19 protein-coding genes and 1 pseudogene are annotated in these 22,968 nt (G+C 41.6%); 7 read left to right on the forward strand and 13 right to left on the reverse strand.

Features of this window, described 5'->3' with window-relative positions:
- Positions 1-39 precede the first annotated feature (39 nt).
- A pseudogene (locus tag FTT92_RS05705) lies at positions 40-1,193 on the reverse strand (sensor histidine kinase).
- Here FTT92_RS05705 and argH point away from each other — a divergent pair.
- Together argH and FTT92_RS05715 are read left to right on the forward strand one after the other, a co-directional pair.
- Positions 1,184-2,614 carry an argininosuccinate lyase gene (gene argH, locus FTT92_RS05710; RefSeq protein ID WP_180171635.1) on the forward strand — a complete coding sequence of 477 codons (1,431 nt, stop codon included), beginning with the start codon at positions 1,184-1,186 and terminating at the stop codon, positions 2,612-2,614. The pseudogene FTT92_RS05705 and the gene argH overlap by 10 nt on opposite strands.
- A 27-nt stretch (positions 2,615-2,641) precedes the next feature.
- Positions 2,642-2,911, forward strand: a complete 270-nt coding sequence (locus tag FTT92_RS05715) for an oxidative damage protection protein (RefSeq protein WP_078190466.1) — start codon at positions 2,642-2,644, stop codon at positions 2,909-2,911.
- A 991-nt stretch (positions 2,912-3,902) separates the two neighbouring features.
- On the opposite strand, the gene pgsA is transcribed toward FTT92_RS05715, so the two are convergent.
- The 3 genes from pgsA to uvrC all read right to left on the reverse strand — a co-directional run bounded on the left by pgsA (position 3,903) and on the right by uvrC (position 7,325).
- Entirely contained in the window at positions 3,903-4,490 is a 588-nt protein-coding gene (gene pgsA, locus FTT92_RS05720) for a CDP-diacylglycerol--glycerol-3-phosphate 3-phosphatidyltransferase (protein ID WP_078190467.1), read from the reverse strand.
- A gap of 104 nt (positions 4,491-4,594) precedes the next feature.
- Positions 4,595-5,389 carry a thioesterase family protein gene (locus tag FTT92_RS05725; RefSeq protein ID WP_180171715.1) on the reverse strand — a complete coding sequence of 265 codons (795 nt, stop codon included), beginning with the start codon at positions 5,387-5,389 and terminating at the stop codon, positions 4,595-4,597.
- Positions 5,390-5,525: 136 nt separating this feature from the next.
- Positions 5,526-7,325 carry an excinuclease ABC subunit UvrC gene (gene uvrC, locus FTT92_RS05730; RefSeq protein WP_180171636.1) on the reverse strand — a complete coding sequence of 600 codons (1,800 nt, stop codon included), beginning with the start codon at positions 7,323-7,325 and terminating at the stop codon, positions 5,526-5,528.
- Positions 7,326-7,503: 178 nt separating this feature from the next.
- Between uvrC and FTT92_RS05735 the strand changes: the two genes are divergently transcribed.
- Entirely contained in the window at positions 7,504-8,550 is a 1,047-nt protein-coding gene (locus FTT92_RS05735) for an AAA family ATPase (protein WP_180156565.1), read from the forward strand.
- Positions 8,551-8,603: 53 nt separating this feature from the next.
- Here the strand turns inward: FTT92_RS05735 and FTT92_RS05740 are convergent, their stop codons facing one another.
- From FTT92_RS05740 to lpxO, 3 genes are all read right to left on the reverse strand, one after another.
- Positions 8,604-9,017, reverse strand: a complete 414-nt coding sequence (locus tag FTT92_RS05740; protein WP_180171637.1) for a PH domain-containing protein — start codon at positions 9,015-9,017, stop codon at positions 8,604-8,606.
- 181 nt (positions 9,018-9,198) lie between these two features.
- Positions 9,199-10,281, reverse strand: a complete 1,083-nt coding sequence (locus FTT92_RS05745; protein ID WP_180171638.1) for a diguanylate cyclase domain-containing protein — start codon at positions 10,279-10,281, stop codon at positions 9,199-9,201.
- A 366-nt stretch (positions 10,282-10,647) separates the two neighbouring features.
- Positions 10,648-11,562 (reverse strand): lipid A hydroxylase LpxO, encoded by a 915-nt coding sequence (gene lpxO, locus FTT92_RS05750; protein ID WP_078190472.1) that lies wholly within the window; start codon positions 11,560-11,562, stop codon positions 10,648-10,650.
- Between the two features lie 471 nt (positions 11,563-12,033).
- Here lpxO and fadB point away from each other — a divergent pair, with 471 nt between their 5' ends.
- From fadB to FTT92_RS05765, 3 genes are all read left to right on the forward strand, one after another.
- The gene (gene fadB / locus FTT92_RS05755; protein ID WP_180171639.1) at positions 12,034-14,187 is read left to right on the forward strand and encodes a fatty acid oxidation complex subunit alpha FadB; all 2,154 of its coding nucleotides are present in this window, start codon (positions 12,034-12,036) and stop codon (positions 14,185-14,187) included.
- A 12-nt stretch (positions 14,188-14,199) separates the two neighbouring features.
- On the forward strand, positions 14,200-15,372 hold the full coding sequence (fadA, locus tag FTT92_RS05760; RefSeq protein WP_180036233.1) for an acetyl-CoA C-acyltransferase FadA: 1,173 nt from the start codon (positions 14,200-14,202) through the stop codon (positions 15,370-15,372).
- Between the two features lie 370 nt (positions 15,373-15,742).
- On the forward strand, positions 15,743-16,462 hold the full coding sequence (locus tag FTT92_RS05765; RefSeq protein WP_180116105.1) for a hypothetical protein: 720 nt from the start codon (positions 15,743-15,745) through the stop codon (positions 16,460-16,462).
- Between the two features lie 149 nt (positions 16,463-16,611).
- Here the strand turns inward: FTT92_RS05765 and tehB are convergent, their stop codons facing one another.
- Entirely contained in the window at positions 16,612-17,484 is an 873-nt protein-coding gene (gene tehB, locus FTT92_RS05770; RefSeq protein ID WP_180171640.1) for an SAM-dependent methyltransferase TehB, read from the reverse strand.
- A gap of 297 nt (positions 17,485-17,781) precedes the next feature.
- On the opposite strand from tehB, the gene FTT92_RS05775 reads away from it, so the two are divergent.
- The gene (locus FTT92_RS05775) at positions 17,782-18,369 is read left to right on the forward strand and encodes a hypothetical protein (RefSeq protein ID WP_180171641.1); all 588 of its coding nucleotides are present in this window, start codon (positions 17,782-17,784) and stop codon (positions 18,367-18,369) included.
- 106 nt (positions 18,370-18,475) lie between these two features.
- Here the strand turns inward: FTT92_RS05775 and FTT92_RS05780 are convergent, their stop codons facing one another.
- The 5 genes from FTT92_RS05780 to FTT92_RS05800 form a co-directional block, all read right to left on the reverse strand.
- Positions 18,476-19,786 (reverse strand): GGDEF domain-containing protein, encoded by a 1,311-nt coding sequence (locus tag FTT92_RS05780; RefSeq protein WP_180171642.1) that lies wholly within the window; start codon positions 19,784-19,786, stop codon positions 18,476-18,478.
- A 376-nt stretch (positions 19,787-20,162) separates the two neighbouring features.
- On the reverse strand, positions 20,163-20,441 hold the full coding sequence (locus FTT92_RS05785; protein WP_078190480.1) for a hypothetical protein: 279 nt from the start codon (positions 20,439-20,441) through the stop codon (positions 20,163-20,165).
- Positions 20,442-20,520: 79 nt separating this feature from the next.
- Positions 20,521-21,270, reverse strand: a complete 750-nt coding sequence (locus tag FTT92_RS05790; protein ID WP_180171643.1) for a hypothetical protein — start codon at positions 21,268-21,270, stop codon at positions 20,521-20,523.
- A gap of 192 nt (positions 21,271-21,462) precedes the next feature.
- Positions 21,463-21,990: a hypothetical protein gene (locus tag FTT92_RS05795; protein WP_257231611.1), complete on the reverse strand. Its 528-nt coding sequence runs from the start codon at positions 21,988-21,990 to the stop codon at positions 21,463-21,465.
- A 193-nt stretch (positions 21,991-22,183) separates the two neighbouring features.
- Positions 22,184-22,918: a class I SAM-dependent methyltransferase gene (locus FTT92_RS05800; RefSeq protein WP_180171644.1), complete on the reverse strand. Its 735-nt coding sequence runs from the start codon at positions 22,916-22,918 to the stop codon at positions 22,184-22,186.
- Positions 22,919-22,968 lie beyond the last annotated feature (50 nt).

Here is a 22,968-nt window from a genome sequence, read left to right on the forward strand (position 1 = left end):
TCGTTAACGTCATTTATTTTTATTGGTCAACTGAGATTTCTATTTATATTGATATTGCACCACAGTCGTATACATTCCCTCGCCTGCGTAGGTTTGAAAAGTGACATGCTGACCATAATATGCCTCAAGTCTCTGTTTCACGTTTTCGATGGCAATACCATTCCCCTGACGTAATTTAATTGTATCCTGTGTATAGGGATTTGTAATAACGATATTAATTTGATTTTGTAATATTTCAATCAATATATTTATCGTACTCTTTGTCAAAATCTTTTCAACTCCATGAAAAATACTATTTTCTAATAAAGGTTGTAAAGTTAATAGTGGAATTTGTACTTGAGCGGATTGTTCAATACCTTCTAGTTTCCACTCCACCTTAAGCCGATCACCTAAACGCATTTGTTCAATGGCCAAATAACGCTGACACAGATCGATCTCATCTTTGAGACTTACCAACTTCAATTCTTGAAAACTTGCACGGAACAATCGAGATAAATTCAGTAACATTTGCTCCGCTTTATCTGGGTCAATCGCAATCAAGCTAATCACATTGTTTAAGCTATTAAATAAAAAATGTGGATGAATCCGAGCTTGCATAGCCTGAATGCGTGAGTTTAATTCACTATGATGTTGTCGACCCCACTGTTCTCTTAAATATAAATATCGAAAACAAAATGCCCCAAGTAATACCCCATAGCTCAGATTTAAAACCACACCAGCAGTTAAAACGTCTGCACTCAAACCAGCTAAACTGAAATTTTCACCAAAATAGATCAAAACATTTAAAATTAAGGTGGTGAATAACACCAAAGCTTGCAATAAAACAAACCCGCTAAACATGAGCATTTTCATGCTTAAACCACGCGTCTTAGTCTGCAAAAGCTCTGAAAATGCAGCAAAGGCCAATAAAATCCAGTTAATAAACAACACATGCTGCATGACACTGGAAACACTTAAGGCTTGCCACGATTGAGCTTGTGCCAAGACCAAAACCAAAGCCAAGATATTGCCCGCAAGAAACAGCTCCCACAGATAGTGCCAACGGCCCATTTTTCCTGAAAATACAGAAATTGTCATAAACCTAAACCCTGTCTAAAAGTTTGATCAACTTGCCCTTCGGCAACTGGGTTCGAATTTGCTATACTCTTGCTCAGTTCTATGCTTTTTATCTTATTGAGCCGACATGACCACATCTTCTAATTCCTCAAATCCGTCACAAGCCCAAACTTCAGGCATGTGGGGCGGTCGTTTTTCCGAAGCTACTGACGCTTTTGTTGCTGAATTTACAGCATCTGTACAGTTTGACCAACGCTTTTATAAACAAGATATTGCAGGTTCAATTGCACATGCAACCATGCTTGCAAAAGTTGGCGTTCTAACTGAACAAGAGCGTGACGATATTATTAATGGCTTAAACACCATTAAAGCAGAAATTGAAGCGGGTAACTTCGAATGGCGCATTGACCTAGAAGATGTGCACATGAATATTGAGTCACGCTTGACTCAACGTATCGGTATTACAGGTAAAAAACTACACACCGGTCGTAGTCGTAATGACCAAGTTGCAACCGATATCCGTCTGTATGTTCGCGACGAAATCGATGCAATTTTAGAATTATTGAAAAAATTACAAAAAGGCATCCTAGGCTTAGCGGCGAAAAATACCAATACCATCATGCCGGGCTTCACGCATTTACAAACTGCACAGCCAGTGACTTTTGGTCACCATTTAATGGCGTGGTTTGAAATGTTGGTACGTGACTCAGAGCGTTTAATCGACTGCCGTAGACGTACCAACCGTATGCCTTTAGGTTCTGCTGCACTTGCAGGAACAACCTACCCAATTGACCGTGCATTCACTGCCGAATTACTAGGTTTTGAAGCTGTCGCTGAAAACTCTTTAGACGCCGTATCTGACCGTGATTTTGGTATTGAATTCAATGCGGCAGCATCACTCATCATGATGCATTTATCACGCATGTCAGAAGAAATGATTCTTTGGACATCGGCTCAGTTCAAATTTGTGAACATCCCTGACCGTTTCTGCACTGGCTCTTCAATCATGCCGCAAAAGAAAAACCCAGACGTTCCTGAGTTGATCCGTGGTAAAACTGGCCGTGTATATGGTGACTTGATGAGCCTATTGACCCTGATGAAAGGTCAACCATTGGCATACAACAAAGACAACCAAGAAGATAAAGAACCACTATTCGATGCAATCGATACTGTTCGTGGCTCACTCATGGCATTTGCCGATATGATTCCTGCACTAGTGCCAAACATTGACATCATGCGTGAAGCAGCGCTGCGTGGCTTCTCAACTGCAACTGACCTTGCCGACTACCTCGTTAAAAATGGCGTGGCATTCCGTGATGCACATGAGATTGTGGGTAAAGCAGTTGCTCTCGGTGTTCAAGAAGGCAAAGATCTTTCAGAATTAACCCTTGAGCAACTTCAACAGTTCTCTGACTTGATTCAGGCCGATGTCTTCGAAAAAGCATTAACACTTGAAGCATCTGTCAATGCACGTAACCACATTGGTGGTACTGCACCTGCTCAAGTTGAAGCAGCAATTGAACGCGCACACGCACGTTTAGAAAAACTTTACGCATAACTTTTTCAAGTTAAATGGAGTATTGATATGTCTCGACAAGTGTTTTGCCGTAAATATCAGGCTGAAATGGAAGGTTTAGACTTTGCACCATTCCCGGGTGCGAAGGGACAAGAATTGTTTGATACTGTATCTAAACAAGCTTGGCAAGAATGGCTAAAACACCAAACGACGTTGATCAATGAAAAACGTTTAAACGTGTTTGAAGCTGACGCGAAAAAGTTCCTTGAAGAGCAACGTGAAAAATTCTTCAGCAATGATGAATCTTTAGAAAAAGCCGAAGGCCTAAAGCCTGAGTAAAACTTAAAGCGTTGCTTTAAGTTTTACGCAAGACAAGCGAAGCGCGTAGTTTCAAATGTCATGAAGGAGTCCCAAAGGGGCTCCTATTTTTATACTCCGCCACGCCGCAAGACAAGCAGCTATGCTGTGCGTAGGCTTTAATTGAAAAGAATCTCCAATCTTGGGGATTCTTTTTTATTGCTCTAAAAATTACGCAAGACAAGCGAAGCGCTTAGCTTCAAATGTCATGAAGGAGTCCAAAGGGGCTCCTTTTTTTTGTGCTTAGGAGTACTGCCACGCCGCAAGACAAGCAGCTATGCTGCGCGTAGGCTTGAATTGAAAAGAATCTCTAATCTTGGGGATTCTTTTTTATTGCTCTAAAAATTACGCAAGACAAGCGAAGTGCGTAATTTCAAAATAAAGTCTGAAAGGACTCCTTTTTTTGCTTCGGAGCACTGCTATTTTCGCAAAACAAAGATGACGTCTGTGTAAGCTTTCATTCAGAAATGATCTTCATCATTGCTGGAAAATCTTTTATCCATTGATCAATTTTATTTAAACTTAAATAAATGAATTTATTATTTAAATAATGTTAATTGTATTTTTATCATTACATATATCGATTTTTATTGTTTAAATCCAAACAAAACCTACCAAAGTTATTGGCCAATTTGTATCAAAAATTATTAATGTAAATTTGTGATACATTTCTCAATAAAACACAACATTACACTACAAGAAACTCCATGTATTTCTAAATCTGCTTTCCTATAATAGCAATCAAGGAGATGGAAACATCTTCCATAATAGCGATAAGTAACCCCGATTTTCCTTCCCAGATTTCCCCCAAAATCTGGGAATTTTTTTATCCAAAATTTGCGCCAACGTCTCACATTTAACGTCAAGCTCTAATCAAATGAAGCGCTGTTCAAACTAGACATACCCTCAATTTTTTTAAAAGCTCGGCAATAAAAAAGCCCCGATCACGGAGCTTTTAATAACTTACTTTAAATCAAGGTTGCTTTAAATACGGCCATGCGGCTTTCAAATATATAAACATCGACCATAACGTTAAAACTACGGCTGTATAGAGCAATCCATACGCCAACATTTCTAGGGGTTGCCAATTTAGCAAGAACACTGAAATCGCAATCATCTGAAATGCTGTTTTATATTTACCAACGGTTGAAACCGCAACACTGGTACGCGCGCCTAATTCAGCCATCCACTCACGTAGGGCAGACACCGTGATTTCACGTGAAATAATTACAATCGCTGCAAAGGCCATCGAAATGGTAGGTTGCCATTGCACCAAGACGATCAACGCAGTTGCGACCATCAGTTTATCTGCAACAGGATCGAGAAAACGTCCAAATGCTGAAGTCTGATTTAAACTTCTTGCAAGGTAGCCATCAAACCAGTCAGTGACAGCTGCGATCACAAAAATAGCAGTCAGCAATATATGACGTGACATGCTTGCAGCATGCTCACCCACGCCCATTGCAGGTGGCCAGTACGCCACCAACAAAAACACAGGAATTAAAGCAATTCGTGCCAATGTTAAAATATTAGGAATATTCAGGATTCGACCTGTTGTCATAGACACCCCAGTTTTCCCCTCATGCACGATGAAAATGCAAAATAATTTGAGGATTTATCCATCGTTAGTTGCACTCACTTTATACGAAATGCCCCGCAGTGTCACTAGGCAAACACCGTAACAGTCTGTCGCGCAATCGCTATCAACTGGTTATTTTCATCCCATAAATGAGCATATTCTGTAGCGTATCCATCCGCTGCATAATCGGTAAATACTTTATATTTAAACCAATTATGTAAGTTTGATTGCAAGGGATGTACATAGGTCAATGTCCACGTTAAAGAACTAGCAGGTGCCATGGTTTTGTACATAGGCAGTACACCGGGCGGCCACATATCCATCGAGACCATTAGGTCAGCAACAGTCATCTTACGGTTATCATGACGTTCTGGGTTAAAACGCATCCAACCACTAAAGTCAGGCTTTTGACTTGCTGTACATGGATACTGCCCATCTACCCAGACCAAATCCATTTGCTGAAAGCACTGGGGTGCAAGTGGATGATGTTCGGCAATCTTTAAGCTGCTCACTTCAGGAAAATTGGGTGCTTGACGCTCCTGATTGACGGCAATGCTTGATTCACGTGGAACACCAAAGCTCGCCAATAAAATGCTTTGTACGGCATCATCTTGCCAAAGTCGAACTTCGATGGTGGTGACGGATTTGCCCTGTCTTAAAATTTCCGCACTTAAACGCACGGGCGCCAATTGTACTGGCCCAACAAAGGTCACATTACAACTGAGTAAACGTCGCTGCGGATCTGCAATGGTGGCAACGGCTTTGTGCATCATCATGCCAGCCACTAAGCCGCCATAGATCGTACGTCCTTGCAACCATCCTTCTGGAATCTCAACCCATTCATTGTGTTCAATATGTTGATACAACTGTGCGAGTGACATCATCATCCCTGATCATATTTTTGATTTTTATATCATTGTATAAAAATTAAATGATGTGAATGATCAGTGACTCATGCGTCAATGATCATTTTGGCAAATTCAGGATTGACCCGTCATCGATTGGGCTTAGTTCGCGCTATTCATGCAGGATTTTATAAATGGTGCGCGCCATCACATCACCTAAACCCGGTACAAGTTTTAGATCATGTTCAGAAGCCTTCAACACCCCTTGAATGCCGCCGAAATGGGTCAACAGATCCCGACGACGTTTTGGCCCTAAGCCCGGAATCACCTCAAGTACCGATGAGCCACGCTTTTTATCTCGTTTCGCTCGGTGTTTGGTAATAGCAAAGCGGTGGGCTTCATCACGAACCTGTTGAATCAAATGCAGGGCTTTATGGTCTTCGGGCAATTGAATTTTTTCACCATCGGTAAAGTGCAAAGTTTCCAAACCTGGTTTACGCCCCTCACCTTTGGACACCCCGACCATAAAGGCATCGAGCTCGAGCTCCTGCATGACTTCCATCGCCATGTGTAATTGACCTTTGCCTCCGTCAATTAATAGCAAATCGGGCAACATATGCTTTTTATAGCGGCGGGTCAGTGCTTGACGCATGGCAGCATAATCATCGCCTTCGGTAATGTCATTGATGGAAAATTGGCGATAGTCGCGCTTTCTTGCACCGCCAGCATCAAAGACCACACAAGACGCGATAGTTGCCTCCCCCATAGTGTGAGAAATATCAAAACACTCAATACTGTCAATTGGTCGCCCAACGACTTGCTCTAACTGATGAAAACGTTCATTCAATTCAAAATGATCGGCCAATTTGCCTTTAATGGCGTGCTGCACATTCATTTGTGCAAGCTCTTGCCATTCGGCACGGGTTTCTCGCACCTTATGTTTGATTTGAATTTTTTTATCAAAGTGCTGATGTAGTGCATCTTCCATGTCTTTGCGGTCTGGAATCTCTACATTAACAATCAACTCAGCAGGAATTTCATCTGCCACCTGAAAGTAAAAATTAGCAATAAAGTCTGATAGCATTTGTCCTAAATCATCGCCCTGCATATCAGGGAAATAGCTTTTCCCACCCAGCATTTTACCATTGCGTACATGCATAATCTGCACACAGGTCACCCCTGCTTGATAAGCAATCGCAATAATATCGGCTTCACCTTTAACCTTATAAATCGCCTGTTGGGTTTGCACATCACGCAGTAGCGCCATTCGGTCACGGTAAAATACGGCTTTTTCAAACTCGAGTGCTTCGGCTGCCGCTTCCATTTTGGCAATCAACTCTTGGTTAAGTTCTTTGGTATCGCCTTGCAAGAAGCGAATCGAGTTATTCACATCCTCTTTATAATCTTCGGGTGCAATCAAACCAACACATGGCGCAGAACAGCGTTTAATTTGGTATTGCAGGCACGGTCGTTTGCGCTGAGAAAAATAGCTATTTTCACATTGGCGTACATTAAAAAGTTTTTGTAATACCACCAAGGTATCCCGTGCGTTATAGGCACTCGGATAAGGTCCAAAAAACTTACCAGCTTGATGCTTACCTTTCCCACGTCCTGCGGCAATGCGTGGATAGGGCTTATCAGCAGAGATAAAAATATAAACATAAGACTTATCATCACGCAGCATGATGTTATACGGCGGACGATGCAGCTTAATCAGGTTTTGTTCCAGCAACAGTGCTTCAGTTTCGGAACGCACCACCAGTGTTTCAATATCATAAATACGGGCAACCAAAGCCTGCGTTTTGGGATGCTCAATGGTTTTAACAAAATAACTCGACACACGATTTTTTAAATTCTTTGCTTTACCCACGTACAGCAACTCACCATCTTTACCCAGCATGCGGTAAACACCGGGTAGAGTCGTCATATTGGCAAGAATTTTTTCAATATGTTCGCGTGCGTTTTCGTTCACTTTTGCCTTGTTCCGTCTTCGATATTGCTCTTTGACATGATGTGATGCTTTTACCTACATTTTCAAGCAATCCCGCAAATTTATTGTTGCTCATAGCAATGATCTGATTGCTAAAAGCTATTAATGCAAAATTCTAAATTTGCTATGCTCGAAACATCACGCTTTAGGAACATGATGCATGACGAACGCCAATCCCGCCATCCATGTCGTACACCCGACAACTTCGACGCAGAGCACTGCTGAAAAAAACCGTTTGATGGGTAAGCCGCGTTTTCATTTTGAACCGCATGACGTTATGCAACGCTTAAAGCAACGGATCATTGGACAAGAAGCAGCATTAGACGAAATTGAAAAAATGCTGCATGTGGTCAAGGCTGATTTTTCCAGTCCTGAACGACCGCTCTCCGTAACCTTAATGCTTGGACCGACAGGTGTTGGTAAAACCGAAACTGTGCGTTTAATCAGTGAAGTGATTTATGGCCGACCTGATGCCTTTTGCCGTATTGATATGAACACGCTCGCACAGGAACATTATGCGGCTGCCATTACTGGTGCGCCTCCGGGCTATGTCGGTTCTAAAGAAGGCCATAGTTTATTTGATGAAGTTTCCATTGCAGGTAGTCATACCCGACCGGGCATCGTGCTTTTTGATGAACTGGAAAAAGCGTCAACCGAAGTGCTTCGCGGCTTAATGAATGTGCTAGATAGCGGAAAATTAACCCTAACCTCGGGTACAAAAACAATCGACTTTCGTAATTGTATGATCTTTATGACCAGCAATGTCGGTGCACAAGCGGCACAGCAATATCTAGATAAGTTAAATTTTTTACCCGAAAAAATACAGAAGGTTTTTCTCAAACGCGTGCCGGTCAGTAGCATTATTGAAAAAGTCATGCAACGTAAATTCGACCCTGAATTTATTAACCGTATTGACCGTGTACTGCAATATCAACCCGTTCAAGATGATGCCTTGCCCCGTTTGGTGGAGATTGAACTGGAAAAACTTAATCAACGCCTACAACATCAAAAACGCAGTATCAAACTCACAGATGCAGCCAAAGCACATTTTTATCAGAACCATGATATTCGTTATGGCGCACGACATTTAGCACGAAAAATGCGGGTCGAGCTTGAGCCTATTTTGGCGGTGTATTTTTTGAATCATCCCGAACAAACTAAAATACACCTAGATGCACAACTTGGACAATTGGTTATTATTAAATAATTCACTGGTCTTTAAAAGGCATGCTCACATACCTTTATTCAGCATTCTTATATTTATTGGATTGGAACACCAATCGCTTTAGCAAAAGCTTGCGGATCTTTCGTTGAAACCATGACAAATTTGGTTTTGCCATCTCGAAGATATTCAATTTTTAAACGTTTAATGGAAAGCGCAGGTGCCGCAGACAAATCCTGACTTGCACTGATGCGTTGGATATCCTGCAAAGGAATCTGCCAACGTAGAAACATGCTACGGATGTTTAATTCTGTAGCGGAAATTTGATAACGTGTATTGAGTATTGGCCACCACAGCAGTAACACCGTCAAAATATACACCGCGGTATGAAGAGGATATTGTTGCATCGTGCCTTTGGCATGCATGGTGAGTAATAATTGAATGAGTAAACCGCTCATACAAACAATAAACGCCACCACCCACCAATCTTTTTTTGAACGAAAAACTTGCATCTTATCCCCCATCAACTGCTTTTATTCTATACAAGATTTTGAAGGATGCATCTGCTATTTCAGCTTTTATTTTTGCAGGAAATAAGCGTATTTATCACATTATTTTCAAGAATATGGAGAACCATTTCGCTCAAGTACCGCTATTCATCAATTGTCATTTTTGGCGTTCTTTACGCTCGAATCACGCTTCTTTCGATATAGGTTGTTCCTGCAAACGTTTATAATTCTTTTTCTCTTGATACATTTTAGCATCGGCTTGTTGTACCAAACTCATGGCATCTATATAGCCTTGCTGATGGTCTGTTTGACACAGCCCAATACTTAAACTTAAGCTTGCTTCCATTTCAGCCACCGCTTCTAATAAACGCGGGATAAAACTCGCTTCCACATGCTTTTCACTACATCCTGGCAAGACCAAACAAAATTCGTCTCCGCCATAACGGAAGCAATGATCATCTAAACGTGCAACCGACTTTATGGCCGCAGCAACCGTTTGTAGTACCTGATCTCCACGTGGATGACCTTGTTCATCATTGATCTTTTTAAAATCATTGATATCAATAAACACTACTGTTACGGGTTCATGATTACGCTGTGCGGTATATAAAATACTGGTCAATAAGGTCGATAAATGCCGGACATTTAACAGTCCTGTTAATGGATCGCGCTGTGAAAGTTCTTCCATTTCTTGTGCACGAAACTCTAGCGCATGCGCATACTGTTCCATTTTTTCACGGGAGATCTTCACCTCATTAATCAAACTCCACACATAAGTTTCCACCACCAATGTGGTGTCGAACATAAAGAGCTTTTCCAAGGTGTTAATAATCCGCTGATATTGTTCCGTATCATTAAAGGTTCGCTGAATTAAGCGAAACAACATGGTCTTTAGGGTATGCACCGCAGAGAGATACAACTTCGGCTCTACACCTATGCGCTTATGAACCAAACCAATCCGTAAACGGTTATTCACATAAGCGCTGTCATAGCGCCCGGAAAATAAGTCCAATAAATACTGGTGCTGCGCGCGTTGCAAACGCTTCAAGGTATCAAGATCACCAATCAATGTTGCAATTTCTGGAATTGAGGTCTGATTTTCATAAAATTCATCGACCATACTGTCGAGGATCGGCGCCACAATTCCACCAATCGAAGCCAGTTCCGCCAGCTCTAAATCAGTCAAGCCAAGCAACTGTTTACGTCGTTCTATATCTTGCATCGAAATATGCATTTGATGCATCAATGTTTGGTTGGTTGCTTTCATGAATCGGATACCCTTCCCGCCAAATCAATCCCTTCAGGCGTTTACACAGGGTTTCTATGCAGTAGGTCTTCATGCCTGCATGCAAAGCTTCCACCGTTTTCACCCTTGGGTTTTGGCTATCATTGATGATGACACTTTTCTTTCAGCTCAACGGTTTTGCATGGGCTTAAGTTTGGACGTCAACATCATATTCCTCGTCTATTGGCTCATTTTTTCTGGCTTATTCTGGCTAACGCTATTTCTGCTTTTGGCTGATTTGCTCTGCATGATTATTTTTATTCTGCTTGCACGATAACTGATATTTCGCTGACTGTCAGCATAAAAAAACGCCCCTAAGGGCGCATTTTTTCAATATTTATTCTACTTTTAAAATAAATATGGACGTACAAAAATCAGGAAAAACAGCCCCAACATCAGGAACCACTTTAAAAAGTAATACAGTGAACGATTGGTTTTTTTCAAGGCTTTGGCTTTTATGCGAATTTGATAGACATAGCCAAATACTTTATTTAAACCACCCGTTTTATCACCGCTTTCATTCGGTGAACTTGCAGCAGTCATGACATTTTTACCAAACCAATGGTTAAAAGCTTCCATCCACTTCGACTTTAATGGCCGTTCAACGTCTGCAAAGAAAATGATCCGGTTCTGATCCGTTTTATTTTCAGCATAGTGAATATAGGTTTCATCAAACACCACACTCTCGCCGTCACGCCATGAGTACCGCTGACCATCGACATCAATAAAACAGCGGTCATCATTGGGCGTCAGTAAGCCCAAGTGATAACGCAATGAACCAGCATAGGGATCTCGATGACGGACTAAACGACTGTCGGGCGCCAACTCAGTAAACATCGCGGCTTTAATAGTGGGTAAATTTTTTAACAAGGCCGTAGTTTTTGGGCAAAGTTCAGCAGCCGAAGGATGAGCTGAGTCATACCATTTTAAATAAAAGCGTTTCCAACCTGTTTTAAAGAACGAGTTAAATCCAAGATCATCATAAGTACTCGATGCTTTGATGCCCCCTTTTTCATACAAGGCCTTGGCTTCATCACGAATCATTTCCCAGTTTTCATCTAAGACTTTTAAATCTTTAAAATGCTGCGTGTCGATATAGGGTTGACTCGGCACTTTTGAAAACATGTACATGAGAAAATTGATCGGTGCGAGCAATGTCGAGTGATCAAAAAACTGACGATAAAATGAATGACGGACTTTACCGCGTTGCTGGATATAAAACGCAGAAATGACAAAGACCGCCAGGATAATCCACTTAATCATATGAGGACCTGGTGCTAATAAGCATTGTGCTTAATGAAAAATTAACTTTTGAGAACGCGGCGAGTATAGCATAGTGCTCAGTGATGCCTAAATAAGCAGCATAGAACACTGTGTCTCAGCAAAGATGGATGACAATGTTAAAAGTGAATTGACCATTCTGCCGAAAAATACACTTGCTTTTTTCTTGAATTTTTCTTTTGCATCTCAATCTATAGCTTACATTTATAAAAAAATGTGAACTGAAACATAAGCTTCAACATATTTAATTAGAGCGATAGCGTTTAAAGGCAGATCCGAAGGCTATTTCCAAAAGAAATTTTGATGACCCTAGCGTCACGGCTTGATACAACTTGTTATGTTCTTTTTAGATATAGTTATCGTAAGATTAGCGAGGCATAAAGTGTACGCAGGAACCGCGTACTCGCTTCACAACATCAACTTAGAAGTCCTCCAAAATAAAGGAGATCAGGCATGATCCACGCTGGCAATGCCATTACCGTCCAAATGCTTTCGGACGGAATTGCAGAATTCCGCTTTGACTTACAAGGTGAGTCGGTCAACAAATTTAACCGCGCAACAATTGAAGATTTTAAAGCTGCAATTGACGCTGTTAAAGCAAACGGTGACATCAAAGGTTTAATCGTTACTTCAGGTAAATCTACATTTATCGTGGGTGCAGATATCACTGAATTCGGTGAAAACTTCGCTCAAGGCGAACAAGCGATTGTGGATTGGGCATTGCCTGTTCACGACATCTTCAATGCGTTTGAAGATCTAAACGTTCCTAAAGTTGCTGCAATCAATGGTATGGCATTGGGCGGCGGTTTTGAAATGTGCTTAGTGTGTGACTATCGTGTGATGTCAGAAGCTGCACAAGTTGGCCTTCCAGAAATCAAACTGGGTATCTACCCTGGTTTTGGTGGTACGGTTCGTTTAAGCCGCGTGATTGGTATCGACAATGCGGTTGAATGGATGGCAATGGCTGCGCCGAAAAAGCCTGCTGCTGCGCTCAAAGACGGTGCTGTTGATGCAGTTGTTGCTGCAGACAAACTACAAGACGCTGCAATTGACCTTGTGAAACAAGCGATCGCTGGCCGCGTAGACTGGAAAGCAAAACGCCAAGAAAAATTAGATCCTGTTAAATTGAACATGCTTGAACAAATGATGGCATTCAATACAGCGAAAGGTGCAGTTCTTGCAAAAGCAAATCCTGCTCAATACCCAGCGCCAAAACTTCTTCTAGACTCATTACAAGCAGGTGCAAGCCTTCCACGTGATGAAGCATTGAAAATCGAAGCGCAAGGTTTTGCTAAAGCGGCTGTGACTCCACAAGCAGGTGCGTTAATTGGTTTATTCCTTAACGACCAAATTGTGAAGAAAACTTCGAAGAAATATGAAAAAGGTGCTCACCCTGTCAACCAAGCTGCTGTACTAGGCGCAGGTATCATGGGTGGTGGTATTGCTTACCAAGCGGCAAGCAAAGGCACACCAATCATCATGAAAGACATTGGTAACCCACAATTGGCGTTAGGTATGTCTGAAGCGAACAAATTGTTGACTAAACAAGTTGATCGCAAAAAAATGACTGCGGCGAAAATGGGTGAAACTCTTGCGCGCATCCGTCCGACTTTAAGCTATGACGAGTTTAAAGAAGTGGACATCGTGATTGAAGCAGTTACAGAGAACCCGAAAGTTAAGGGTATCGTACTTGCTGAAACTGAGAAGAATGTTCGTGAAAACACGATCATTGCGTCTAACACATCAACCATTTCAATCACACGTTTGGCTGAAAACCTAGAGCGTCCTGAAAACTTCGTAGGTATGCACTTCTTTAACCCAGTTCACATGATGCCATTGGTTGAAGTGATCCGTGGTGAGAAAACATCTGCTGAGGCAATCGCAACGACTGTGGTTCTTGCTCAGAAAATGGGTAAAACCCCAATCGTTGTCAATGACTGCCCGGGCTTCTTGGTGAACCGCGTATTGTTCCCTTACTTCGGTGCATTTGACCTTCTACTGAAAGACGGTGCTGACTTCCAACAAGTCGACAAAGTCATGGAAAAATTCGGCTGGCCAATGGGTCCTGCTTACCTCATCGACGTTGTGGGTATCGACACAGGCGTACACGGTGCAGAAGTAATGGCGGAAGGTTTCCCTGACCGTATGAAGCCTGACTTCAAAGGTTCAATTCAAACGATGTATGAAGCAAAACGTTTGGGTCAAAAGAATGACGTTGGTTTCTACAAATACGAACTTGACCGTAAAGGTAAGAAAGCCAAAGTGGTTGATCCTGTGGCTTACGAACTTGTGGCTTCTGTTGCAACTGCGGAAAAACGTGAATTTGATGCTCAAGAAATCATTGACCGTATGATGCTGACGTTCTGTAACGAAACTGTTCGTTGTCTAGAAGACAACATCGTTGCAACGGCTGCTGAAGCAGATATGGCGATGATCATGGGTGTAGGTTTCCCTCCATTCCGTGGTGGTCCATGCCGTTACATCGACCAAACAGGTGTCGCTGAATACGTAGCGCTTTGCGACAAATATGCGTATTTAGGTAAGGCTTATGAAGCGCCACAAATGTTGCGTGACATGGCTGCAAACAACAAAAAATTCTACGGTTAAGGAGCAACGTGAATGGCTACTTTAAATCCACGTGACGTTGTCATCGTTGATGGCGTACGTTCAGCAATGGGTAAAACCAAAAATGGTATGTTCCGTAACGTACGTGCTGACAGCTTATCTGCTGAATTAGTACGCGCGCTTGTTGCTCGTAACCAGTTTGATACCAATGAAGTTGAAGACGTAATCTGGGGCTGTGTAAACCAAACCCTAGAGCAAGGTATGAACATTGGTCGTAACATTGCGTTATTGGCTGATCTTCCAAAGACTGTTGCAGGTCAAACAGTGAACCGTCTTTGTGGTTCTTCTATGCAAGCAATCCACACAGCGGCTGCGCAAATTGCAACCAACCAAGGTGATATCTTCATCATTGGTGGTGTAGAGCACATGGGTCACGTTGGCATGATGCACGGCATCGACATCAACCCAGAAGCGTCTAAGCACTATGCAAAAGCGTCTAACATGATGGGCTTAACGGCTGAAATGTTAGGTCGTATGAACGGTATATCGCGTGAAGAACAAGATGCGTTTGGTGTTGAATCACACCGCCGTGCTTGGGCTGCAACACAAGAAGGTCGTTTCAAAAATGAAATCGTGGGCGTTGAAGGTCACGATGCAAATGGCTTCAAAATTCTGTGCGATATCGATGAAGTGATTCGTCCTGATGCAAACCTTGAAGCATTCCAAGCTTTACGTCCAGTATTCGATCCGAAAGGCGGTACAGTAACTGCTGCGACTTCATCAGCATTGTCTGATGGTGCGTCTGCAATGTTGCTGATGTCTGCTGAACGTGCTCAAGCTTTAGGTCTTAAGCCACGTGCTGTGATTCGTTCTATGGCGGTTGCAGGCTGTGATGCTGCGATCATGGGTTATGGTCCTGTACCAGCAACTCAAAAAGCGCTTAAACGTGCTGGCTTGTCAATTGCTGATATTCAAACGTTTGAATTGAATGAAGCGTTCGCAGCACAAGGTTTGTCTGTTCTTAAAGGCTTAGGCATTTATGACCAACAAGACCGTGTGAACTTGAACGGTGGTGCGATCGCACTTGGTCACCCATTGGGTTGTTCTGGTGCGCGTATCACGACTACGCTTCTAAACGTAATGGAGCAGCAAGATACGCAAATCGGTCTTGCGACCATGTGTATCGGTCTTGGTCAAGGTATCGCGACCATTATCGAACGTGTTTAATGTTTAATTAAATACTGAGATAAAAGAAACCCCGCTTATTGCGGGGTTTTTTTATTTGTTAACTAAACTCACATGAATACATACTGAAAATCCCTTCTCCCTCTAGGATGAGCAGCATGCTCCGCAAGAGGATGAGGGAATTTTTTCATATAAATCCTCTCCCTGAGCGGTATTCTGCGCAAGTCTCCTTAAAAGGAGAGGGAAATTTCATAGTGAAATAAATTTTGTTCAAAAATCTTCAACAATAAACCGTGCTAAACAAACCGTAAAAACGTCTCAGCATATTTTTAAAGTTAATACGTTAATTCTCGATTTTCAGCGATTTTTGAATTATGGTAAGGCCTGAACTAAAACTTAAATATGCATAACAATGATAAATAAACGACTTCACTACCTCTTAAAGATGAGCTGCCTAAGCACTTTTATTTTTCTTACAGCTTGCGCTACAAATAATGAAATCGGTGAACTCTCCCGTGATCTGTTTCAAAAATACGAAACAAAATATGCATGGAGAACAATCCTTGAAGATGATGTGATCGCATTTGGCAAACCCGCTAAAGCAATACCCAATGAACCAATCGATAGCATCGTAGTCGCAGGCAATAAATACAGCTATGTGATCAATAAAGGCGGTGCTGATTTTATTCAACTGATTAGCCAACTCAATCCACAATATATTCGTCTCCATCGAGAACTTGACTTTAATTCTCCGAGCCCGAACAGCACTAAATTTAGCGGAAGCTTTAAATTTTATTATGCGCCTCCCAATGGAACACTAAGTCCTACGGAAAGGGCATTATTCAACCAATATGGCGTAGCACCATGTGATTGTTCAAAGGCAGAACAGCAAGATCATCTCTTTAACTTAGAAATTGCAGGTACGGTTTACCCAAAAGTTGCGAATGCCGCAGATTTAAAGCCCTTAAGCCATCCATATAAGATCCGTATCCAGCATTACGAAGACCAAAGTGGCTATGTCAAAAAGTCAGGGCAAGAAAAATTGGCAGAATTACCACTATTGCCTTTAACACTCACAATCGACATCATTCAATTGCCTTTAAAAGCTTTAGGCTTTATTTATCAGCCTTAAATCAGAGTATGATCATATTCAATTGGTTGAATTTTCTAAGTACACATACACCCTGACTAGCTCAAAAATGGTTCCCTTTTTCCAATTTAAGTAAAGTAAGTGTTGAGTTGATCACCAATCCTTCAACTCAACATCCTACAATTCTTGGCTTAAATTTTCTGCGCCAACAAAGTCGCAAAATGCTGTTGAATCCGCTGCCCTTCAGCATCCACCCGATGCAGCTCACCGACATTTTCATTGTATTTCACAATATTCCAGCCTTCATACAACGCACTTAACTCCCCTGCTTTAAACGCAAAAGGAAAGTCAGGCTGCGCAGGCAGATCAGGCGTATCCATCGCGCAAACGATCAGGTTATAACCATTGATATTTGTCGCTTGCTGCATCTGCTGAATCAGCGGCTTGACTGTATTGGCCTCTAAAAACATCATCACCACGGTACAGCAAATAAAGTCGTATGTACCTGTAATGCTTGGGTCAGCGTTTAGATCACGCTGCTGTACATGAATATTTTCAATGCCTTCCGCAGCGATCACCTCTTGCAGCTTGTGCAAACTGTGTGGATTGACATCCCATGCATCCACCTCAAAACGCTGCTCAGACAGCTGACTTAAGTACAGCGAATTACGCCCCTGCCCACAGCCGACATCCAAAGCACGTCCACCATGCAAATACGGTGTTGCAGCCAAAATTTCTGAATGTGTTGGGCTGAGTTGATACTTCTTATAAAAATAGTCCTGCGCTAAACAATAAAAACTCAACTGACATTGCACATCGTCACTCGCAGAGATAATCTTGTGCCACGCCTGCGGTTCGATAAACGGCGGTGGTAGGTCTGGACTAAATACATGCGTCGAGAGGACATTTCCAGACGCATCTAACATGGCAAAATTTACTTCACCTTGCAGCACGGTGAGTTTTGCCCATGTCCCTGCTTTGGTATTGTGCTGTTGTTTAAAACCTTGTGGAATCGATTGCTGCGTCCACACAGGGAGCTGTTTATAACAAATAAGCTGCTGCATCTGTAGTTATCCCTCAAGCGACGTTATTTTTATGCCATACCAATGGCGGAAATGTATATTCACCATAACGGCTTTAACAGTGATTTTAAATCAGCTTTGAATTGAAAATTTCGAATGCTGTGCAATGCACGCTGTTTTTGTTTGTTTTTCTGCGTAACACCATGTTATTCGTTTGTAACATTGGTGGAATATTCACACAATCAAATCCCTCACTCTGTGCCGTGTAACCTAAGCGCTGTTGATAAGGCATAAAATTTACAATGCCTTATTTTAACTAAGTTTTATAGAGTGATGACTATGAACGCGATCAAAACTACTTTAGCTGTTGCTTTAGTTGCTGCTACAACTTCTGCTATGGCAACTACTGCTGTAGAACAAAAACCTGCGACTGCTGTTGAAGCTGTAAAAGCTCAAGCTGCACAAGCGAAAACTGCAACTGTAGCTGCTGCTCAAGCAACTCAAGATGCTGCTAAAACTCAAGTGGCTATTGCAGAAAAAGCGACTCAAACTAAAACTTTAACAGTGAAAGAAACTACTAAAGCAAAAACTGCTGACATGAAAAAAGCAGTTGTAGAAAAAGCAGCAGCAACTAAAGAAACTGCAGTTGCAGCAAAAGATGCAACTGTAGCAAAAACTGTAGCGGCTAAAGACGCTGTTGTTGCGAATACTGTTGCAGCAAAAGACGCGACTGTAGCAAAAACTGTTGAAGCAAAAGATGCAGCTGTAGAAAAAGCAACTGATGCAAAAGAAGCTGTTGACACTAAAACTGAAGAAGTAAAAGCTGAAGCGAAAAAAGACTGCGCTAAAAAATGTGCAGAGAAAAAAGCTGAAGCAGCAAAAGCTGAGAAAAAAGGTTTCTTTTCTTGGTTCAAAAAAGCAGCTTAATCGTTGATTAAATGCTAAAAAAAGATGCCTTCACGGCATCTTTTTTTATGCCGATTTAGACTGCAATACTGCTTTCTGCTAACGGAATAATCTTTTGATAAACAAACTAATTTTTCCCCTGTGATTTCGCCTGATATAGGCAGGCATCGACATGCTGTAGAGTCGTGGAGTAATTAGACAAACTCAACTGTTGAAACTCGGCCAAGCCCATACTAAAGCTGACATCTAGCCTTAATTGATCTTTTCGAAACGGTACATGTTCGCAGCGTTCCAAAATTGCTTCACACAACATTTTACCCTGCTCCAAATCGGCACCTTCGAGCAAAATTAAAAATTCTTCACCGCCCCAGCGACTGATAAAACTCGCGCGTGGACTACAATTTTTTAAGATTTTTGCCAAATGCACCAAAACACAGTCCCCCATTTGGTGCCCATATTGGTCATTAATTTTTTTAAAATTATCGACATCGAGCAAAATGACACAGCCTTTATCAACCGCACCCTCTATAAATATTTGTTCTTTAAAGGCATGGCGATTTTTCAGCCCCGTCAACTCATCGCAAAAACTTACACGTTGCAAAGCCAAATACAGGCGTTTATTTCGTGCATACAGCTCACAAATAAACAGAAAAATAATCAGATAAATACCCAATGCCAAACGATAAGAACTGATCCGCGAGAGCATATGTACCTGTGCATCCGACCAATATTCCCCAGCCAATGGCATGGCACCATACCAACCACAGATCAGCGTCATTAAGCCAATCAGCCAGCAAAAGGTTTTGAGGTCGTATTTGATCGCGTAGTAACACATCAATAAAGGCAAAACCATGCAGGCATAGAAGATTTGATCATTTGAGATCACATATTGCACTGCCAGTGCCACGATCAGATAGCCATAATCCATCCACGGTACATTCATCCAGCGCTGAACACCAAATAATAAACACACCACAGCCAAACTTGTTGCAAATTGCTCTAGAAAATAATCAACAAAGGCAAAGTATTGGTTGTCCATCTGAAAGCACGCCACGAACAATAGACTGCCTGCAAAAGCACTCACGATACTCGGAACAGCCAACATCAGGGTTCGCTTAAAGCGTCGTTTTTTTAAATGGCTCAGTGCCAAATAGGCTTTAATAAATACCCAAATCTGAAATGCTGAAATCGCACACAGGAGAAATTTATCTTCTAAGGTTTTGGCGGGATCGACCATCAGCGAAGCCACAAAGATCGCACTAAAAGCATAGAGCACGATCAGTAAATCGTGGCTTAAATGCTTCCGCACTAAAATCATGCCATAGGCCGCGAATACATTTACCACCCAAACAGGGCTAATGAATAATTCATAGGTATAGCCTATCGACACCAATGAAACCGCACATATGGCAAGCCATAGCAGTATTAATTTTTTCATACGCTAAAAAAATCGTCTCTAAAAATGGCGATAAACCTTTCATTCAAAGCCAATCGGTCTAAGGTTAGAATGTTTGCAAGTTCAATACAGCTCAGCTTCTTATGCGTTATGGGCTGCTGGCTAAAAATTTATGTTTAAATTTTCGGCGCATTTTAAGTGATTTAAGTCACACTATTGATTAATAGTTGTATTAAATTTGCAATTTAAACAATCGAAGACTGTTTTAAAGCCAATGTTTTTTGCGTTATTCATGCTAGTTCGGAACTCAGTTCCCAAAATGATGCTCGATAGCAACAAAAAAGCCATCCGCTAAAGGATGGCTTTCAATTGCATAACATGTCTTGAAGCTGTGCTGAATAATTTGAATGAAAAGGACTTATTTTAATATTTGTAATTGTTCCATCAACCAAGCCATGTATTTATCTTGATCCATAAAGTCAGGCGCCGTCCCTGTATCCAAACTATAAAATTGTTGATTAAATTCAATCACAATCTGTTCAGTCAGATGCCAATCTTCAATCATGCGAAAATACTGACTGAAGAAAAAACGGTTCTTGCCCCAATTGTTTAAACTTTCCAAACGTGGATATTGGCGGTTCGCAATAAAGTCGATATAGACCTGCTGAATATCATCAAAAATCTGAATAGCTCGCATGAGCATGAACCTCTATATGATGTAAAACCCTGCTATAAGCCACTTTATCGCGCAAATTTGAAAGAGTGATGACAGTCAGTTAAAGCTTTTGTTTCAACTCTGAACGGTTCTTTTGGCGGATCTCATCCATTTGCGCATTGAGCGCCAACATCTCTGTATAAAGCTGATTAAACTGCTTTAAAGGCGCATCTTCATAGAACATAAATAATTTATTTTTCTTTTCCCATTTATTGGCTTTCAGCACATCAAAGACCTCATCAGCCTTCGCCAAGCTTTGCTTTTCTAACTCAAATAAAGCATGCGACTCATCACTATCACGACTGTCTCTTAAACTCTGGGCAATTTGCTGACGAAACACCTGTTTGACCGCCAACTGTTTGGCCTGAGCTAAACCATTTTCCTCTTGTTGAGTGGTTTTTTGTTCATAAGCATCGACCACTGCATGCACCTGCTGCAGCATTTGCTCAGTCTCTTGATATTGGTTTTTTTTATCTTGCAACAAGCGATCGATGTCGAGAAATTTATCCCAATTCAGTGCTTTAAGATCACGAATATATTGATTTCGCGCTTCTGCACGCTGCAGCATTTGGCTCAAAATAAAATCCGACATGATTTTATAATCACCCGTTAGCCGTGCATCTGTCACATTAAGTTGTATCGGTTCTTCCCAGTGCTGAGCTTGCTGAAAAATTTGCTCGGTTTTTTCGCGCAAAACCGTTTCATAGGTCGAGAGTTGCACAGCTTCTTTTTGCTGTACTGAATATTGATAAAACATCCATCCAAAGACCAATACCGTAGCACTGGCTAAGACAACAAAGATACGCGGCATAATGAGCTCCGAATGCCCTTTTATTCAGTTTAACCAAAAGTTTGAAGATTGACGATAAAATAGCCATGCTTTTTAAGGAGGCTATTTGAAAGCATCAATATAGAAAGTCTTAAATTGCGCATGTCATCAAAACGAAAATTCATGGATAAAACATGAATTTTCGCCTTCAATTTGCTGTAGAGATGTATTCGATTATGGGGTCTTGATCGGATTGGTATTTAACTGACGGTCAATATTGCCGAGATTGATTTGATCACGACTGATTTGCACATTGGTCGAATTTCGGTCTATCCCAAAGGGTTGCAACATAATATATAAACCATTGCGTGGGTCAGAAGACTGCAAACCTGCGGCAATATCTAAAACATGCTGCTGCATCAAAGGCGATAAATTCGACATATCAGGCACTGCTGTGGCAGGCAAGACATCTACATTTGACACGATTGTTGCATCGACACCTTTGTTTTGCGTATCGCGCTCAAGTTGCATCACCCGTTGCTGTAAGGCTTTACGGCGATCCACCTGCTCTTGATACTCAACAATGCCCGTCTCTGCACGCATTTCACGCTCTGCCATAATGGTTAAAGCAGGCATCTGAATAGCTTGTTGTTCGGTATCCTCAGCTTTTGTAATGGCTTTTTCCGCAGCCAAAGTACTCATAGCCGTCATTGCTGCACTAACAAAAACCAAAAAGGAAATAGATTTAGGGAGATTCATCATGTTCATTCCGAGAGATTTAAAAATAGAAAATTGAAAAAATTTATACTGCTATTATTGTACAACAATTAATCAATTAACTAGATTTAACCCCGACAAACGGCACGAAAGTACAGCCGATTCAAACCTCACGTTGCTCATTCTAGACTTAAGATTTCATCCTTTATCTATCTATATTGCGGCTACTTTTTCTTTTTTATACGGTCCCGATTCTTAATAGCACAGGAAATGACAAAGCAAACTCTTGCTGCGGATGACGGCTAAAGAAGTCGTTCAAAGCTGCACACGGTTGATGTGTTGGATGTTGCTGTTGATAGTGTTTTAATCCAGACCATGTTTGCAAATAGTCTAAAATTTGCTGTGCACTCCACCTATAATTTAAAAACAGTTGAGGTGTCGCTAACTCCTGAAATGGAAACGGAATACTGCGATATTCTTCGTCGATGTAACGACGTTCAGCATCCCAATAGCCTTTTAAGGTGACAAAATACAGATCCTGTAAAAGCTGGTTCAATTCCGCATGTTCAAATTGAATCAGACCATAGCCCACAATGGCGATGTGACCATGGGGTTTCAATACTCGTCGTACTTCTGCATAAAAGGCAGCAAAATCGAACCAATGAATCGCTTGCGCAACTGTGATTAAATCCGCTGAATGGTCTGCAAGCGGACAATGTTCTGCGCTGGCTTGCTCATAACGCACATTGTCTAATTGGTGTGCGTGTGCCAATTGTTCAGCACTCAGATCTGTCGCTAAAACCTGTTGAAAATAGGGTGCTAAACCTTTGGTAAATTGACCTGAACCTGCACCGCAGTCCCATGCCAGTTCACGCACGGCAACATGCTGCAAGATGCTATCGACGACTTCAGCAGAATAACTTGGACGTGCTTGTTGATACAGCGCACTCCCTGTAGAGAAAAGATCTTTCATTGCGGGGATTCATTGGTCGTTTTTTATCAGTTTAATCGAATTTTTAGGGT

It is taken from the genome of Acinetobacter sp. YH12023, assembly GCF_013420135.1.
Classification (GTDB): domain Bacteria; phylum Pseudomonadota; class Gammaproteobacteria; order Pseudomonadales; family Moraxellaceae; genus Acinetobacter; species Acinetobacter amyesii.

Excerpts from the sequence above, each read along its gene's own strand:
- FTT92_RS05795 (WP_257231611.1), bottom strand. The coding sequence starts at position 21,990 with ATGATGAATCTCCCTAAATCTATTTCCTTTTTGGTTTTTGTTAGTGCA.
- argH (WP_180171635.1), top strand. The coding sequence starts at position 1,184 with ATGACCACATCTTCTAATTCCTCAAATCCGTCACAAGCCCAAACTTCA.
- FTT92_RS05800 (WP_180171644.1), bottom strand. The coding sequence starts at position 22,918 with ATGAAAGATCTTTTCTCTACAGGGAGTGCGCTGTATCAACAAGCACGT.
- FTT92_RS05715 (WP_078190466.1), top strand. The coding sequence starts at position 2,642 with ATGTCTCGACAAGTGTTTTGCCGTAAATATCAGGCTGAAATGGAAGGT.
- FTT92_RS05745 (WP_180171638.1), bottom strand. The coding sequence starts at position 10,281 with ATGAAAGCAACCAACCAAACATTGATGCATCAAATGCATATTTCGATG.
- pgsA (WP_078190467.1), bottom strand. The coding sequence starts at position 4,490 with ATGACAACAGGTCGAATCCTGAATATTCCTAATATTTTAACATTGGCA.
- FTT92_RS05740 (WP_180171637.1), bottom strand. The coding sequence starts at position 9,017 with ATGCAAGTTTTTCGTTCAAAAAAAGATTGGTGGGTGGTGGCGTTTATT.
- FTT92_RS05790 (WP_180171643.1), bottom strand. The coding sequence starts at position 21,270 with ATGCCGCGTATCTTTGTTGTCTTAGCCAGTGCTACGGTATTGGTCTTT.
- FTT92_RS05725 (WP_180171715.1), bottom strand. The coding sequence starts at position 5,389 with ATGTCACTCGCACAGTTGTATCAACATATTGAACACAATGAATGGGTT.
- FTT92_RS05735 (WP_180156565.1), top strand. The coding sequence starts at position 7,504 with ATGACGAACGCCAATCCCGCCATCCATGTCGTACACCCGACAACTTCG.
- lpxO (WP_078190472.1), bottom strand. The coding sequence starts at position 11,562 with ATGATTAAGTGGATTATCCTGGCGGTCTTTGTCATTTCTGCGTTTTAT.
- fadB (WP_180171639.1), top strand. The coding sequence starts at position 12,034 with ATGATCCACGCTGGCAATGCCATTACCGTCCAAATGCTTTCGGACGGA.
- fadA (WP_180036233.1), top strand. The coding sequence starts at position 14,200 with ATGGCTACTTTAAATCCACGTGACGTTGTCATCGTTGATGGCGTACGT.
- FTT92_RS05765 (WP_180116105.1), top strand. The coding sequence starts at position 15,743 with ATGATAAATAAACGACTTCACTACCTCTTAAAGATGAGCTGCCTAAGC.
- FTT92_RS05780 (WP_180171642.1), bottom strand. The coding sequence starts at position 19,786 with ATGAAAAAATTAATACTGCTATGGCTTGCCATATGTGCGGTTTCATTG.
- tehB (WP_180171640.1), bottom strand. The coding sequence starts at position 17,484 with ATGCAGCAGCTTATTTGTTATAAACAGCTCCCTGTGTGGACGCAGCAA.
- FTT92_RS05785 (WP_078190480.1), bottom strand. The coding sequence starts at position 20,441 with ATGCGAGCTATTCAGATTTTTGATGATATTCAGCAGGTCTATATCGAC.
- FTT92_RS05775 (WP_180171641.1), top strand. The coding sequence starts at position 17,782 with ATGAACGCGATCAAAACTACTTTAGCTGTTGCTTTAGTTGCTGCTACA.